Annotated in this window: 12 protein-coding genes; 9 read left to right on the forward strand and 3 right to left on the reverse strand. The window is 67.8% G+C overall.

All coding sequences use genetic code 11. The annotated features are described in order from the left end of the window. Positions 1 to 22: 22 nt before the first annotated feature. Positions 23 to 1,231, reverse strand: coding sequence for a Na+/H+ antiporter NhaA (gene nhaA, locus ACGFNP_RS12335; protein ID WP_393317700.1), 1,209 nt, complete (start codon positions 1,229 to 1,231; stop codon positions 23 to 25). A gap of 226 nt (positions 1,232 to 1,457) precedes the next feature. Beyond that, the gene (gene acs, locus ACGFNP_RS12340) at positions 1,458 to 3,431 is read right to left on the reverse strand and encodes an acetate--CoA ligase (RefSeq protein ID WP_358339358.1); all 1,974 of its coding nucleotides are present in this window, start codon (positions 3,429 to 3,431) and stop codon (positions 1,458 to 1,460) included. Between the two features lie 227 nt (positions 3,432 to 3,658). Between acs and ACGFNP_RS12345 the strand changes: the two genes are divergently transcribed. The 8 genes from ACGFNP_RS12345 (at position 3,659) to ACGFNP_RS12380 (ending at position 11,934) form a co-directional block, all read left to right on the forward strand. Further along, positions 3,659 to 4,390 (forward strand): oxidoreductase, encoded by a 732-nt coding sequence (locus ACGFNP_RS12345; protein ID WP_358339360.1) that lies wholly within the window; start codon positions 3,659 to 3,661, stop codon positions 4,388 to 4,390. Between the two features lie 802 nt (positions 4,391 to 5,192). After that, positions 5,193 to 6,233, forward strand: a complete 1,041-nt coding sequence (gene ssd / locus ACGFNP_RS12350) for a septum site-determining protein Ssd (protein ID WP_393317704.1) — start codon at positions 5,193 to 5,195, stop codon at positions 6,231 to 6,233. Positions 6,234 to 6,457: 224 nt separating this feature from the next. Next, positions 6,458 to 7,618, forward strand: coding sequence for a TadA family conjugal transfer-associated ATPase (locus ACGFNP_RS12355; protein ID WP_393317707.1), 1,161 nt, complete (start codon positions 6,458 to 6,460; stop codon positions 7,616 to 7,618). A 651-nt stretch (positions 7,619 to 8,269) separates the two neighbouring features. Continuing rightward, on the forward strand, positions 8,270 to 8,890 hold the full coding sequence (locus ACGFNP_RS12360) for a type II secretion system F family protein (RefSeq protein ID WP_393317710.1): 621 nt from the start codon (positions 8,270 to 8,272) through the stop codon (positions 8,888 to 8,890). 702 nt (positions 8,891 to 9,592) lie between these two features. Further along, the gene (locus tag ACGFNP_RS12365) at positions 9,593 to 9,997 is read left to right on the forward strand and encodes a type II secretion system F family protein (protein WP_358339418.1); all 405 of its coding nucleotides are present in this window, start codon (positions 9,593 to 9,595) and stop codon (positions 9,995 to 9,997) included. A gap of 274 nt (positions 9,998 to 10,271) precedes the next feature. Continuing rightward, positions 10,272 to 10,940, forward strand: a complete 669-nt coding sequence (locus ACGFNP_RS12370) for a DUF4244 domain-containing protein (RefSeq protein WP_393317713.1) — start codon at positions 10,272 to 10,274, stop codon at positions 10,938 to 10,940. Next, positions 10,937 to 11,380, forward strand: coding sequence for a TadE family type IV pilus minor pilin (locus tag ACGFNP_RS12375; protein ID WP_393317716.1), 444 nt, complete (start codon positions 10,937 to 10,939; stop codon positions 11,378 to 11,380). Before ACGFNP_RS12370 ends, ACGFNP_RS12375 begins: the two co-directional genes overlap by 4 nt. Continuing rightward, complete coding sequence (locus ACGFNP_RS12380; RefSeq protein ID WP_393317719.1) at positions 11,377 to 11,934, forward strand: Rv3654c family TadE-like protein; 558 nt, start codon at positions 11,377 to 11,379, stop codon at positions 11,932 to 11,934. The genes ACGFNP_RS12375 and ACGFNP_RS12380 overlap by 4 nt, the downstream gene beginning before the upstream one ends. Positions 11,935 to 12,201: 267 nt before the next feature. Here the strand turns inward: ACGFNP_RS12380 and ACGFNP_RS12385 are convergent, their stop codons facing one another. Beyond that, on the reverse strand, positions 12,202 to 12,840 hold the full coding sequence (locus ACGFNP_RS12385) for a class I SAM-dependent methyltransferase (protein WP_393317722.1): 639 nt from the start codon (positions 12,838 to 12,840) through the stop codon (positions 12,202 to 12,204). Positions 12,841 to 13,517: 677 nt separating this feature from the next. On the opposite strand from ACGFNP_RS12385, the gene ACGFNP_RS12390 reads away from it, so the two are divergent. Then, positions 13,518 to 15,752 carry a hypothetical protein gene (locus ACGFNP_RS12390; protein ID WP_393317725.1) on the forward strand — a complete coding sequence of 745 codons (2,235 nt, stop codon included), beginning with the start codon at positions 13,518 to 13,520 and terminating at the stop codon, positions 15,750 to 15,752. The last annotated feature ends 3 nt before the right edge of the window (positions 15,753 to 15,755 follow it).

The raw sequence follows: 15,755 nt of genomic DNA on the forward strand, positions 1-15,755 counted from the left end.
CTATCGAGGCCTGGTGGCCCTGTCAAACATCATCCAGCGCGATGCGGCGCTTGCGCACCCGTACGTGGAGCAGCACCGCCGCCAGGACGGAGGCGGTGAGGCTGGCCGCGAGGATCCCGGTCGTCACGGCGTCGGCCCGCTCCCGGTCGGCGCCGAAAGCCAGGTCGCCGATCAGTAGCGACACCGTGAACCCGATCCCGGCCAGCAGCGACACCGCCGCCATGTCCCGCCATTGGAGCTCTTTGGATAGTTTCGTCAGGCCCAGCCGTACGGACAGCCAGGCACCGCCGAACACACCCAGGAACTTCCCGATCACGAGCCCCGCTACCACTCCCAGAACTACCCGATCGGAGAAGATACCGCCGAGGCTGGACCCGTCGAGTTTCACCCCCGCCGACAGGAACGCGAAGACCGGCACCGCGAAGCCCGCGGAGATGGGCCGCAGGTAGTGATCGGCGGCCTCCGCGGGGGAGCGGGTCTCGTGCTCTCGCGTCGTGACGCGGGTGAGCAGACCGAGCGCCACTCCCGCCACGGTCGCGTGGACGCCGCTGGCCTCCACGGCGTACCAGGCGCCCACGGCCAGCGGCAGGTACATCCACAGCCTCCCGGCGCCCGAGCGCTGCAGGATCCCGTAGACGGCGATCAGGGCGGCGCCGGCCGCCAGCATGAGCAGGTTCAGGTGGTCGGTGTAGAAGGCGGCGATGATGGTGATGGCGCCGAGATCGTCGACGACCGCGCTGGTCAGCAGGAACGCCCGCAGGGCCGGGGGCATCGAGCTGGCGGTCACGGCCAGCACGGCGAGCGCGAAGGCGATGTCGGTGGCGGTGGGAATCGCCCAGCCGCGCGCCGCGCCCGGCGCCCCCCAGCTCACCGCGAGGTACACGAGGGCGGGCACGGCCATGCCGGACAGGGAGGCGACGATGGGCAGCGCGGCCTTGCGCAGGTTGGCCAGTTCCCCGTGGACGAACTCCTCCTTGACCTCCAGCCCGGCCACGAAGAAGAAGACCGTCAGCAGGCCGTGCTGCGCCCACTCATAGAGCTCCATGGGGCCGAGCGCGGCGTGCTGGAGCGCGGCGTAGCCGCCGTGCGCGACGTTCGCCCAGACCAGCGCGGCGACGGTGGCGGTCAGCATGACGATGCCGCCGATCGTCTCGGCGCGCAGCGCCTCGGCCACGGTGCGTGCGTAGCGGACGGTGGGTGGGAAGGGCCACATCTCGATGGTCTTGCGCACGGGGTCTCCTCTGGCAGGTGTCGCGGGGATCGCTTCCCCGTGACGCCGACCCGACTTCCCGGCACACCACTTTCACCCTAACCCGGTAACCGGCCCAGAAAACCCGGTAACCGGCCCAGAAAGCGCACGTCACGGCGGCCGGCCCCGTCCGGGGTCAGCGGCCGTTCCCCTGGAGGCCACCCGCCACGTGCGGCGGGTGGCGCCAGGTTGGCCGTGCCGTAAAGGATCAGTCTTCGCTCTTGGCGGACGGGAGCTTCTCCGAGATGAGGTCCATCACGGTGCTGTCGGCCAGCGTGGTGACGTCGCCCACGCTGCGGTTCTCCGCGACGTCGCGGAGCAGGCGGCGCATGATCTTCCCCGAGCGGGTCTTGGGCAGCTCGGGGACCACCAGGATCTGCCGCGGCTTGGCGATGGGACCGAGCGCCTTGGCCACGTGGTTGCGCAGCTCGGAGGCGATGTCGGCGCCCTCCTCCGCGGTGCCGCGCAGGATCACGAACGACACGATGGCCTGCCCGGTCACCGGGTCGGTCGCGCCCACGACGGCCGCCTCGGCGACCTTCGGGTGGCTCACCAGCGCGCTCTCCACCTCTGTCGTGGAGATGTTGTGGCCCGAGACGAGCATGACGTCGTCGACGCGGCCGAGCAGCCACAGGTCGCCGTCCGAGTCCTTCTTGGCGCCGTCGCCGGGGAAGTACATGCCCTCGAACCGGCTCCAGTACGTGTCGATGTAGCGCTGGTCGTCGCCCCAGATCGTGCGGAGCATCGACGGCCACGGCTCACGGATCACCAGGAAGCCGCCGCCCCCGTCGGGCACGCTGTTGCCCTGGTCGTCGACCACGTCCGCGTTGATGCCCGGCAGCGGGCGCATCGCGGCGCCCGGCTTGCCGCTGGTGACGCCCGGCAGCGGGCTGATCATGATGGCGCCGGTCTCGGTCTGCCACCAGGTGTCGACGACCGGGCAGCGTTCGTGGCCGATGTGCTCGCGGTACCAGACGTACGCCTCGGGGTTGATGGGCTCGCCGACCGAGCCGAGGATGCGCAGGCTGGACATGTCGTACTTGGCGGGGATGTCGTCGCCCCACTTCATGAACGTCCGGATCGCCGTGGGGGCGGTGTAGAGGATCGTGATCTTGTACTTCTGCACGATCTCCCAGAACCGGCCCCGGTGCGGGGTGTCGGGAGTCCCCTCATAGATGACGCTGGTCGCGCCGTTGGCGAGCGGGCCGTACACGATGTAGGAGTGTCCGGTCACCCAGCCGATGTCGGCCGTGCACCAGTAGATGTCGGTCTCCGGCTTGAGGTCGAAGACCGCGTGGTGCGTCCAGGCCGTCTGGGTCAGGTATCCGCCGGTGGTGTGCAGGATGCCCTTCGGCCGGCCGGTGGTGCCGCTGGTGTACAGGATGTACAGCGGGTCCTCGGCGTCGTGCGGCTCGGCGGTGTGCTGGTCGCTCTGCCGCTCGACCACGTCGTGCCACCACACGTCCTTGTCGCTCGTCGCCACGTCCTGGCCGGTGCGGCGGACGACCAGGACATGCTCGACCTGCGGGCACTCGGCGACGGCCTCGTCCACGGTCGGCTTGAGCGCCGAGGGGGCGCCGCGGCGGTAGCCGCCGTCGGCCGTGATGACCAGCTTGGCGTCGGCGTCGTCGATGCGGCTCTTCAGCGCGGTCGCCGAGAACCCGCCGAACACCACCGAGTGGACCGCGCCGATCCTGGCGCAGGCCAGCATCGCGATCGGCAACTCGGGGATCATCGGCATATAGACGGCGACGCGGTCGCCCTTGCGCACGCCCAGCTCCAGCAGGGCGTTGGCGGCCTTGCTGACCTCGGACTTCAGGTCGTTGTAGGTGAGGGTACGGGTGTCGCCCTCGGGCTCGCCCTCCCAGTGGTAGGCGACCTTGTCGCCGCGGCCCTCTTCGACGTGGCGGTCGACGCAGTTGTAGGCGACGTTCAGCTCGCCGCCGACGAACCACTTGGCGAACGGCGCGTTCCACTCAAGCGTGGTCTCCCACCGCTTGGCCCAGGTCAGCCGGTCAGCCGCACTCTCCCAGAACGCGAGCCGGTCGGCCGCCGCCTCGGTGTACGCGGCGGAGGTCACATTCGCCGCCGCCGCCAGGTTGGCCGGCGGTGCGAACCGGCGGTTCTCCTGCAGCAGGTTCGACAGCGCCTGGGGCTCGTTGCCAGGGGTTTCCGGGGCCACCTCGTACTCCTTCTATGGCCAGAACTGACGGGTCGTGTCCCACTCCACCAGCTCACCTGCTCCGCACACAAGAGGTCTAGACAGGTCTGTACATGTGGCGACGCGCGGCCGATCCGGTTATCAAGTGGTCTTACACGTGCTATTGAACTGTTGTCATCTTGGCACCGAACCAATATGGAACGGGCCAATGGGTGGGTTTATTGGGTCCCCCGCTAGTGTTGAATGCCGTGAGTGATCCACTGGCTGTCATCGCGGCACTTCCCGGCGTTCCCGAGGCGGTGGAGGAGGCCAGGCAGGCCGTAGACGGGCTGTATCGCCATCGCGTCCTGCGCCGCGCGAGCCCGACCGTGTCGGCCGAGTCGTCACTGCGCGGAGCGCGGGCGTCGGCGGCCATCGAGGGCGTCGACGTGCCCTTGGACGAGCTGCGACAGGGCTCGGTAGAGGATCCCGTCGTCCAGGGCGCCCTGCGCGCGTCAGCCGAGCTGGGCCGGTTGGGCTCCACCTGGCGCAAGGCCCCCCGTCAGGTGCTCGCCCGCCTGCACACGGTCGCCGCGGCGGGTCTCACGGACTCACTCGGCCGGCCGCGTACCCCGGACGAGGAGCTGGCCGCGCGTCTGGAGAGCCTGTTCGGGCTGCTCGAAGCCCCCACGAAGGCGCCCGCGCTCGTGCTGGCCGCCGTCGTCCACGCGGAGCTGGCCGTGCTGCGTCCGTTCGGTACGGCCGACGGCGTCGTCGCGCGCTCGGCCGAACGGCTCACACTGGTCGAGTACGGGCTGGATCCGAAGTCGCTGGTGGCCGTCGAAGTGGGGCATCTGGAGCTGCCCTATGCCGATGGCCTGCGGGCCTACCTGAGCGGATCCCCCGACGGGGTGGCGGCCTGGGTACGACACTGTGCCGCCGCGGTGACTCTTGGCGTACGCGAGACGACCGCGATCTGCGAGGCGCTGCAACGGGGCTGACATAACTCCGGCTGACATAGCTGACGGCGTCTCAGTCATGAGACGCCGTCGGCCGATACGTCACACCGGGTTACCAAGCGTGCACCTCTATTCGTCGGAGCGGGACAAGCCCGTCACGACGCGCCTCCCGCGGCTGGTCGCGCGTGGGTGCCTGGTTGACGCACCCGGACAAGTGGTCCGTGTCACCTTTGTACGACGGATCCGCCCTGATGGGAACCCCTGGGAGCAAGACCTTTACCCGGACGAGGGCCTGCGGGGGCGGAGATTTCGCGCGACCGGGGGTTTTGCTGTGGTTATCAACCTGTGACGATCACTCTGAGTGAGCTGCTTTATGTGATCGTTATGAGGGGGCGAAAAAACTTGGCGAAAATGCGAGATTGCTCCTCGACGAAACTCAAGTTGATCGGGCAGCATACGGGGGTATCTCTTGAAACTGGGGCGACTGTGCACGGGTTTGCATTGCCAGTCTCTTGCCATGCTCTGGTCAAGTGATGAAAGCTTTCTTCTGAAACGGGACCGGCTCTACCCCCCCGGAGCCGGACCGATCAGGCGACCCCCGCTCTCCCCCCCGGCGGGGGTCGCCCCTTTTCTATGCGACTTGGGTTCCCCTGGCCCCCTCGGCCCCTGGCCCCTTCGGCCCCAGGGCCTTCGTCCACAGGGACGAATCCCCCTACTCCCCTCCCGTCGTCCACAGGACCTCTCTCCTCCAGCCCCGTCGTCCACAGAACCACGTTCGGCGCCCCGCCACCCCACCCTCCCGACGCATGGTGTACCTCCCGACCACCAGATCAGGGAGACCCTCATGCACCGCCCACTGGTCATCACCGAAGACCGTGACCTACTCGACGACCTCGTCCGCGTTGCCGCCGCAGCCGGAGCCCAGCTCGACGTGGCCCACGCCCCCGCCCACGCGCGCCCTTTCTGGAACCTCGCACCCCTGGTGGTGATAGGCGGCGACCTGGCCGACGCGATGGCCGCCACCTCACCACCCGCCCGAGACGGCGTGCTCCTGGTCACCCGCGACCCGGAAGACCCCGACAGCTGGCGCCGATGTGTGGCCGTAGGCGCTCAGGCCGTCATCGACCTGCCCGGTGGCGAGCGGCGCCTTGTGGAGGAGTTCGCCGACGCCATGGAGCCCGATCCCCGCTCCGGTGTCGTGCTCTGCGTCATCGGCGGCCGGGGCGGGGCCGGCGCGAGCGTCCTGTCGGCCTGCCTGGCCTTGCGCGCCTCCGGCGACCGCCTGCGCACGCTGCTGATCGACGCCGATCCGCTGGGCGGCGGCATCGACGCGTTGCTGGGACAGGAGGAGGCCACCGGCGCGCGCTGGGGAGACCTGGTGGCCCGCGAGGGCCGGGTCGGCTCGGCGGCCCTGCAGGCCGCGCTGCCTGCGTTCGGCGACCTGACGGTCCTGTCCTTCCACCGCGGCGAGGTACGGACGATCCCCGCCCAGGCCATGCGCTCGGTGCTGGAAGCCGGACACCGCGGCTTCGACGTGGTGGTCGTCGATCTCCCGCGCCACCTCGACCCCGCCGCCATCGAGGCACTGGCAAGGGCGAGCGGCACCCTGCTCGTGGCCACGGCCGACGTACGCGGCGTCCTGGCCGCCGCCCAGGTCCTCACGGAGGTCAACCGGCACACCTCAGACATCCGCGCAGTCATCCGCCCCGGCGTCCTCGACGACGACGTGGTGGCGAGTTCCCTCGGCATCCCCTCCGCCGGCCACCTACCCGACCAGCCCCGCCTCCCCACCACCCTGAACCGCGGCGAACTCCCCAAGCTCGGCCCCCGCACCGTCCTCGGCGCCCTCTGCACGTCCCTCCTACGCGACCTACTCCCACCGTGACCAGACAGCCGTAGCTCCCACCCCCACGCCCTAACGCTCGCCCGCGTCTGTGCCCGTTGCCGTGCCCGTGAGGCTCCCGGGCAGGGCGGGCAGCCTCGTGCCGGAAAGCACCATCCACAGCGGACGCGCTGTCACCCAGTCCGCACAGGGATCAGCGCATGTCGGCCCAGCAGCGAGCACAGGCCAGAACCAACACAGAGCACAGAGCACAAGGAAATGAGCACATGAACCCGGGCGTCTCACCCGAGCTGATCGAGGCAGTGCGCGTACGGCTGGCCCGAACCGGCGTCGAACCAAGCGCCGCCCAGGTAGCAGTAGCCCTACGAGCCGAAAAATCCGTATACGGCGACGCCGAGATCCTCGCCGTAGCCCGTTCCCTCTGCGCCGACCTCATAGGAGCAGGCCCACTGGAGCCCCTCCTGGCAGAGCCCGACGTCACGGACGTCCTGGTCAACGGCTCTCGCGAGGTATGGGTCGACGACGGCCACGGCCTGCGCAGGACCTCGGTGACGTTCACCGACGACAGCGCCGTCCGCAGGCTGGCCCAACGTCTGGCAGCCGCCGCCGGCAGGCGCCTGGACGACGCCTCGCCGTATGTGGACGCAAGACTGGCCGGAGGAGTACGCCTCCACGCCGTGCTCCCGCCGATCGCCTCAGGCGGCACCTGCGTGTCGCTCCGTCTGCCACCAAGACGGACGTACACCTTGCCCGACCTGGTGACGGCAGGCACGATCCCACCGTCGGCAGTACCACTACTGACGGCCATCGTGACAGCCAGGCTGGCATTCCTGGTGACCGGCGGCACCGGCACAGGCAAGACAACTCTCCTGTCAGCCCTGCTGTCGCTGGCCGACCCAGGTGAACGCCTGCTTCTCGTAGAAGACTCAGCCGAACTCCGCCCGCTCCACCCCCACGTCGTACGCCTGGAGTCCCGTCCACCAAACCTCGAAGGCGCCGGCGGCGTCGGCCTACGAGACCTGGTACGCCAGGCCCTCCGCATGCGCCCCGACCGAGTAGTGGTCGGAGAGGTCAGGGGCGCCGAAGTAGTGGATTTGCTGGCCGCCCTGAACACCGGCCACGAGGGCGGCTGCGGCACGTTGCACGCCAACGCGGCCGCCGACGTACCGCCTCGGCTGGAGGCGCTGGGATGCGCGGCAGGCTTGAGCAGAGAAGCCGTTCACAGCCAACTCGCCGCCGCGTTGGACGTGGTCATCCACCTGACCCGCAACCGCTCCGACGGACGCCGCCGTGTAGCGGAAATCTGCCTCCTGTCGAGATCTTCGACAGGCTTCGTCGAATCCGTAACCGCCCTGACCTTCGACACAAAAGGCTACCCGCGCACCGGCCCAGGACACGACGCCCTGACGGAGCGGACTCGTCCATGACCAACCTCACGACGTGACGAGCCTGTCGCAGCCGCCCGAATTCGCGGCGCGTGGCAAAGACCTACGGACGTCGCCTCCACGCTGCACCGCAGCCGTAAAGAGGCATCGCGACCAGGCCGAACGGCAAGCGAGCGATGCAGCCCACGACCGAATCCAAGTCACGCGTCACGTGCCCAGTGAGCTCGCCGATCCATACCGCACCCGATGACGTCGTCCTACGCCCAGACCATTACTGAGAGTTCCTCTCGTACGTCCCCCGCCTCGTACGTTCGGCGACGTGTCGTACGCCCCGGACCATGACCGAAGATTCCCGACCGGTACCTCCACCCAGCCGTAGCGAGCATCGGCGCTGCGTACACCCAACCCGTACCTCCACTGACCCGCACCTCCCCGGCAAGCATCACTCGATCCGTACCTCGCCCCGGCGACATTCACCCGACCACGTATCGTCACCGAGCCACCGAACCGCGCCGAGCCGACCCTGCACCGTCACCGGCCCTGCACTGCCACCGACCAAGCTCACCCGACCGGACCACGACGAGCGAAGGGAGCGTAAATCCTGTGATCGCAGCCCTCATGGCCGCATTGTCCACAGCAGCCGCCATATGGCTGTGGACCGGCCCAAGCACTGCCACAGCCCGCCTCGACAGGATGACCTCCATCCGCGAGCCATTCCAGCAGCGATCCATAAAACACCTGATCACCCGCCCCAGCCCAGCCCGTCGCGCCGACGCCTGGCGCCGAGCATCGATCGAGCTCTGCCAAGCCCTCTCAGCCGAACTGACCGCAGGCCGTACTCCAGGCGAAGCTCTCACCAGAGCGATCAACGCAGTGGACTTCCCAGACCCGGAAGCCCTACGCCCGGTGATGGCGGCGGCAAGGGATGGCGGCGACGTGTCCACGGCTCTCGTCTCCGTGGCCCCACAGCAGGGCGGCGAGGGACTACGCAGCCTGGCGGCCTGCTGGAGCGTCAGCGTCACCGTAGGCGCAGGACTAGCTGCCCTCGTAGAACGCGTCGGCAGCACGCTACGTTCAGCCCAAGCCCACCGCCAGGACGTCACGGCACAACTGGCCGGCCCTCGCACCACCGCGAGAATGCTGGCCGCACTCCCCGCCCTAGGCCTCCTCATGGGAAGCGCACTGGGAATGCACCCACTCGCCTTCCTCTTCGGCAACCTCCCCGGCCTCGCCTGCCTCACGGCCGGTATCGCTCTCGACGCCTGCGGCCTGTGGTGGACCCACCAGATGGCGACCCACGCTGAAAACTCGTAACCACAACCTGCCCAGACCTCAGCCACGACCCGCCCAGACCTCAGCCTCAACCCGCCCAGACCTCCGCCTCAACCCGCCCAGACCTCAGCCACGACCCGCCCAGACCTCAGCCTTGGCCACCCTCAGCCTTGGCCACTACGGCCACTCAGCGGCGCCCGTTTCAGCCCGTCCACTTCAACGGCAGCGACCGGCTCCTTGGCTGCTATCTCCTTCCTCAAGCGATCGCGCCGCGCAACTTACCGGAACGGATCCCCGACGATGCTCGAACTGCTCTCCGCAGCCTGTGCCTGCGCAGCAACCTGGCTGTGGATCTCACCGACAACCCCGGCCGAACGCCTGACCCGCCTGCTACCGCCAGGAGCGGCCGCCCAAAACCGCCCCGGACCCCAGCGACCCACACGCGCACCCTCCGCAGGGCCAAATGCCGACACGTCCCCCATACGCCCGGATACCGACACTCTCTCCCCGCCAACCTGGCTCGATCACCCCGCAACTTCACCCCAACCGATCACCCGCCGCACGATCGTCGGAGCCCTCAGCGCCGCCCTCATCACCGCTCTACTCATCGGCGGAGCAGCCGGACTGATAGCGGCCCTGCTCATCGCCCCGATCGTCGGTGTGGCCCTACACAGACGAGACGACCCAGAAGCCCGCCAAGACACCAAACAGATCACCACAGACCTGCCGTTCGCCGCCGACCTGATGGCAGCTTGCCTACTCGCCGGGCAGCCGGTCAGCGCGGCCACCGAGATAGCAGCAGAAACACTGGCCGGCCCACTCGGCCAGCGCCTGTCATGGGTTAGCCGCCAACTCCGGCTGGGCGCCGACCCAGACCCCACCTGGGCCTTTCTCGCCAGAGAACCGGCTACGGCACAACTGTCACGAGCAATGAGCAGAGCCGCTCAGACCGGCGCCCCAGTGGCAGACGTCCTGACCCGCCTGGCCAACGACGCTCGCGAATCCACCCGAGCCACCTCCGTGGCCGCAGCCAGGAGCGTGGGCGTCAAGGCAGTAGCACCTCTCGGCCTGTGCTTCCTACCGGCCTTCGTCCTGCTCGGCATCATCCCCATCGTCGCCGGCCTCGCAACCGCCATCACCTTCCCGTAGCACCTACCCAGAGACCAGCCCGTGCTTCGGGCCCAGCTTGCATCCAGGGGCCAGTCCCGGGACTGGCCTTCCTCCCCGGGCTTGCCCTCCCCAGGACCTGCCCAGGACCTGCCCAGGACCTGCCCACCCCGGACTGCTCTGCTCCAGGATCGGGCTGCGCTTGAGGACCCGCCCGTGCCCAGGAACCTGCCTGCCTGGGCTCCGGGGCGGGCCTGAGTTCCCGAACCCGTCTGAGCTCTGCAGTCGGCCTGCGCCCTCGAACTGAAACCTGCCTGTGCTCAGCAGCACCCGTCCGCAGAGCAGGCTGATAGCGCTCGACTTCTTCGCCAAGGAGGGCGTGGACCTGACGAAGATCGTCGTCGGGCACGCGGGCGACACCAACGATCTCGACTACCTGATGCGTCTGGCCGACACGGGCGCCACGCCTTCGAGCCGGTCGGCCTGGCCTCGAATCAGCGTGGACTTCCGAGCCGACCCAGGCGCAGGCAGTATGCCTTGCCCTATCGCTCATCCACAGGTGCCCTACCACCTATCAACAGGCCGCTCCGACGCCTCCACTTATCCCCAGAACCCTGTTCGGGCCGTCCGCCGCATCCAGCCTTCAGGCACCGTTGGACCCACGCCGGACAACGCCCGGCCCCGATCACCTGGAGGCACCATGCACGATGCGGCAACTCCCCCGAACGCTGCCGCCACACCCCCCGAAGACCGACAGCTCGCCAAAGCGGCCAACCCAACCGCCCACCTCCACAACTGGCTCGCCGACAGGTGGATCCGCTGTTCGGGACCGCTCAGCGATCGCGGCATGTCCACAGCCGAATACGCAGTGGGCACGATCGCCGCATGCGCCTTCGCAGCGGTGCTGTTCAAGGTGGTCAGCAGCCCAAAGGTGCAAGTGATGCTCTCGAAGCTCATCGACCAGGCACTCAACGCAGCCGGATGACCCCGCCCCAAGCTGCGACCCCCAAACGCGTGAAACGTTCAACCCCACGTCTGAAGCGGCCAACATCGCACGTGAAACGCCCGTCATCGGACAGGAAGCACCCGGCATCGCGCGGCTCTGTGACAGCTGAGACCGCCATGGTCCTACCCGCACTGATGGTCGTCTTGGCCGCCGCGCTGTGGGCGATCCAAGCAGTCGGGGTTCAGTTGGCGTGCGTCGACGCGGCGCGCGCCGCAGCGAGGGCCGCCGCCAGAGGCGAGCCGCTGGACCAAGTTCGCGAACTCGTTCAATCCGCCACCCGGCCCAACGCACGGGTGGACATCAGCCGCAATCCAGAGAGCACAAAAGTAGAGGTCTCGGTGGAGGTACGACCAGCATGGGGAGCGTCTCTGCCCGCCGTACGAGTAGCCGCCTCCGCGACCGCTGACACGGAATCATGACGTACTGGCACACATGCGCGAAGAAGCATCGAGAGTCAACGTTCGCCAAGCAAGCAGACCGTGGCTCCGCGTCATTGTGGGGCGTCGCGCTCATGGGCCTGCTCATGACGGTTGCCATGGCCTTCGTCACGGTGGGTTCCGTACGCGTAGCACGTCATCATGTACAGGACGCAGCCGACCTGAGCGCTCTTGCCGCAGCCAGGCTCGCGATCGTCGATCCTCAAGCCGCCTGCGACAGGGCGAAGATCATAGCCGCGAAAAACGCCGTTCAACTCCTCCAATGCACACTCACAGGTGAAATCGCAGACGTCCGAACCTCGCTGACCATCACCCTGCCCGCCATAGGGACACGAACCCTGACCGGCAGAGCCCGCGCCGGCCCAAGCGAATACACAGACCAAGCGCGGCACCCATGGACCGGCACCCATGGACCGGCACCCATGGACCGGCACCCATGGACCGGAGCAGGGACGCCGAGCAGGGGAGCACGACCGGAGCAGGAACGCGGACCAGGCCAAGCACCACGAACCAGAGCAGGAACGCGAACCGCATAAGCATGCACAGGGTCGAGTACGAGTAGTGACGCGGACCTGATTGCTGGCAGAACGCGCCAGCCTGTGAGGTGGACACGGAAGGGCGCGCACAAGCAACCCAAGACCGATGGATCTGGTGAACGAGGGCGGGCAAGTGGGTGACCTGGACGTTGCTCAGCCAGGGCGTGGACATCCGGCCCCGCTCGGCGCGGCAGACCACCACGGTGATTCGGGCGAGTACACAAGACCGCAGGTGAAAGACCCTATCCGGCGGTTCTCCTGGACTGGTCAGATCCGCGTGCCACCGAGTAACAGGAAGAGCGGAACGCGGCGGCGACGCGCCATCTCGGCCAAGTCGCCGTCGAACCGCTCTTCCCGAGGAGCGCACTCACGTAGAGCTGACAGCGCAAACCCGGCGTTCACCAGCGCATCTACGTAGTCCTCAACCGTTCGATGAAACCAGGTGACGCTGCCGCCCAACCAGCTGCGCTGCCGTGGCCCCTTGAGGAAGTAGTCATCGACGATCCAGTTCGTGCGCGGCTCTCCTGTCCCGGCGTCATAGGAGCTGATAACGGGATGAACAACCGAAAAAACAATCCGCCCACCAGGAGAAAGACATGCATGGCACGCCATCAACACCGCCACAAAGTCCTCGACGTAGTGCAGTGCGAGACGAGAAACGATCAGGTCGAACGAGGACGGCGGGGCGGCGAAGTCCTCCATATCCACCTGCTCAGCACGCCCACAGGTGCCCTGAAGGGTTTCGCTGGCTGCCTCGACCATGACCGCAGAGCCGTCCAGACCCAGGTAGCTACTACAGCCAGCGTTCAGCAGAGTCCGCCCGATGGCCGCGTCCCCGCAACCGAGATCCAAAACCCGCAAGCCGGTGACCTTGCCCATCACGTCCAGTAGCGCGGGCTCCTCCATGACGTGATTGGGGCTCGTCACCCCGCTGTGACGATGGTCGAGATACCTCTGAGAGGTCGTAGGCGAGTCGTAGAAAGAACCACCACGCTGGGGTGTAGCAGTCATGAGGGGAAGCGTAGATCGATCAGCTGGTCTGACGACGTTGCCGCCGAGGCTGAACGTGTGGAACTGAGAGTGTGACGGCGACCCGTTTGTGGCTGCATCGTCCTGTCCTATAGCCCGGGTCCTGGCTCCATGCCCCTCCCGCCTCCCACCTCCCGGCTACCGTGCTGCGGGGTCACCGTGCGGAGTCTGCCCTTTTGAGAGGGTCGGGCCTTGTTCGCGCTGGGGGTTGGGGCCGGGCGGGGCCGGTATTTAGCGCAATGTTCGTGAAAGCAGAGGCGATTTTCGCTTCGCAGAACAATGTGGCTTCTGGGGCTGTCGGGGCTAGGTCGCAATCGAATTACGACTTCTTAGACAGAGTGTCCAAGAGTTAGATAGCTCACATAAGGTGCCGCTTACCCGTGAGTCCATGCCGTCTGGGACCGGAGTCTGGGATAGCCCGGATCTGAGCCATTAGGGTGCGGATTCAGGGGCGGTCGATGATCTATGTCGGCCGAGCGGACTGCACTTCCGGTCGTCGCGTGAACGCCCCAGGGTGGTCAGGCGGCGCGAGGCTCTCTATGGAGGGAAGCGCCGTGACGGTGGTTGGCAGAGCGATAGTCGCGACGGCGCTTGTGGCGGGATCCATCGTGCTCGGTGGGTCCGCTCAGGCGGCCGTGGTGATGCGGCAAGGCGCGAGCCCTGGGGAGATCACGTCTCCGTCCGACGGTCAGGTGGTCACGAGCGGATCCGTGCCGATCTCAGCGCGTACCGGTGTGATGCAGCTCAACATGGGCGTGTACGTGGAGGGGCCCTCGACCGCCAAGCAGAAGGTCGCCGGCGGAGGGGCCAACCAGACGCTTTCCGGTACGTTCGACGCCGGCAGCGTCCCCAACGGGACCTTCAACGTTATTCTCAAGGGCGAGATCACCGGCACCACTTACGCGACGAGCACCTTCAAGCTGAGGCGGCCCGCCGCTGCGCCGGACAACGTCGCCGCGGCCCTGGAGGGCACCGAGAAGATCGTGGTGACATGGAGCAAGGGTTCGGAGCCCGATCTCCAGTCGTACGAGGTCGCGACCAGCCAGTCCGGCATCGTGGGCAGGCTGCCCGCCGACAGCGCCTGTTCTGGATCATCGTGCAAGGCCGTGCTCGCCGTACCGTCCAAGGCGGCTGGGCAGCGGGTGGGCTTCACCGTGAAGGCGTTCAGGGGCGACGGTGACGGGGGGTCGATCGGGTCGGGCAATTCCGGCGCCGCGTACGTGACCGTTCCCGCTCCCCCAGCCGCCAAGCCCAAGAAGACCGCTACGAAACAGGAAACGCCGACCACCAAGAAGGGCGTCGACACCCTGCCGACGCTGCCCGGCAAGAAGCACACGCAGCCCACGGCCGTGCCCACGCGCAAGACGACCACGACGAAGAGCACCGACAAGCTCCCCGCCATACCCGACACCGACCCCAAGGGCAACCTCCCGATTCCGACCGCTGACACGACCGGAGACTCGGGCAAGACCGACGGCCTCACTCCCGACGACACCAAAGGCGACGCGGAATCCGCTCCCGTCGACTCCAAGGTGAAGGCTCAGTCATCGGAGTCGCCGACCGGAAGTATCGGCCAGTACGGCCTGTACGTCGCAGGTGGGCTCGTCTTGTTGCTGTTGGCCGCGCATGGAGGCGCGTGGGCGCGTCGCCGGTCTCTCGCTGGAGCTGCTGCAACTGCTGGGGGGTCGACGTCGCACGCGGCTGCCGCTTCGCCCAGTCAGGGCATTTCGCCGCAGCTCAGTACGGTCAGCGTTCCGTCCGCCACTACCTCGGTGCCCCGGCGTCCGGCGGTGGTCCTGGCCGTTGCCAAGGTCCGTTCGGCCAGTGAGCATTCTCGTACGCAAATGCCCGAACAGTCCGGTGCGCCGGAGCGGTCTGGCGTCGTCCAGAGGTCGGAGCTTTCTCGCGCGTCAGAGCGGCTTGGCGGGCGCCCTCAGCCTCAGGCTTCGGGGGCCCCGCGTACGCCGGAACGGTCAGGCGCGCAGGCGCCCGTACGGTCTCGCATGCAGGCTTTGGAACACCCTGGCTCAGCGGCGTCCGACCGGCTCGGTTTGGGAGTGTCTGACCAGCTCGGTGCGGGGGGTCCCGATCGATCGGGTGTGGGCGTGTCGGATCAATCCGGTCTGGCGACGTCTGATCGGTTGGGTGCGGGGGTTCCTGATCGGTCCGGTATGGGGGCGCACGATCGGCCTGGTCTGGGAGTGTCTGGGCAGTTCGGTGTGGCTGCTGCGTCCGATCGCTTCAATCTGGCGGCGGCCTCGGATCTACCCGCCACGCCATCCGCCGCAGCCTGGCGTTCTGAACAGGGGCCGAGTGTCGGTCGGGCTCAGGGGCCGGGGCAGGGGTTGGCTCGAGCGGAGGTGCGTGCTGCTCTCCCGCTGCACCTCAGCGACGCGGACATGGGTGCCGATCAGGATGACTGGGTGTCTATCGAGCAGGAGGTCGGGGCGCCTGTCGATCAGGGTGGCCGAACGGGAGCTGACCGAGAGGGCGTTGACCAGGGCGGTCGGATGCGGGTTGATCTGGACGGTCGGGAGGTCCGCCAGGAGCCTATTCGGATCGCATTGCCCAGTTCGGCCGTGATCGTGGTGCCTGAGTCGGCCGCCGCCGTCACCCCGCCCGACGTACGCATCGAACAGCGCTGGGACGACTACCTGCCGCCGTCGCCCAGAGCCATGGAGGACAGCGGCTTCTGGGAGCGCCCGCAGCCCGGGGCGGGTGACTTCTGGGCGGCTGACGAGGATGAGAGCGCGTTCGCCGGTCACCGCCATCGCGGCGGCGACAGCTAACTC

Source organism: Nonomuraea sp. NPDC049269, assembly GCF_043197155.1.
Classification (GTDB): Bacteria; Actinomycetota; Actinomycetes; order Streptosporangiales; family Streptosporangiaceae; genus Nonomuraea.

What these genes read in the sequence shown, in the direction of transcription:
- ACGFNP_RS12375 (WP_393317716.1), top strand. Translation starts at nt 10,937, where the DNA reads ATGACCCCGCCCCAAGCTGCGACCCCCAAACGCGTGAAACGTTCAACC.
- ACGFNP_RS12355 (WP_393317707.1), top strand. Translation starts at nt 6,458, where the DNA reads ATGAACCCGGGCGTCTCACCCGAGCTGATCGAGGCAGTGCGCGTACGG.
- ssd (WP_393317704.1), top strand. Translation starts at nt 5,193, where the DNA reads ATGCACCGCCCACTGGTCATCACCGAAGACCGTGACCTACTCGACGAC.
- ACGFNP_RS12380 (WP_393317719.1), top strand. Translation starts at nt 11,377, where the DNA reads ATGACGTACTGGCACACATGCGCGAAGAAGCATCGAGAGTCAACGTTC.
- ACGFNP_RS12360 (WP_393317710.1), top strand. Translation starts at nt 8,270, where the DNA reads ATGACCTCCATCCGCGAGCCATTCCAGCAGCGATCCATAAAACACCTG.
- ACGFNP_RS12365 (WP_358339418.1), top strand. Translation starts at nt 9,593, where the DNA reads ATGGCAGCTTGCCTACTCGCCGGGCAGCCGGTCAGCGCGGCCACCGAG.
- ACGFNP_RS12385 (WP_393317722.1), bottom strand. Translation starts at nt 12,840, where the DNA reads ATGGAGGAGCCCGCGCTACTGGACGTGATGGGCAAGGTCACCGGCTTG.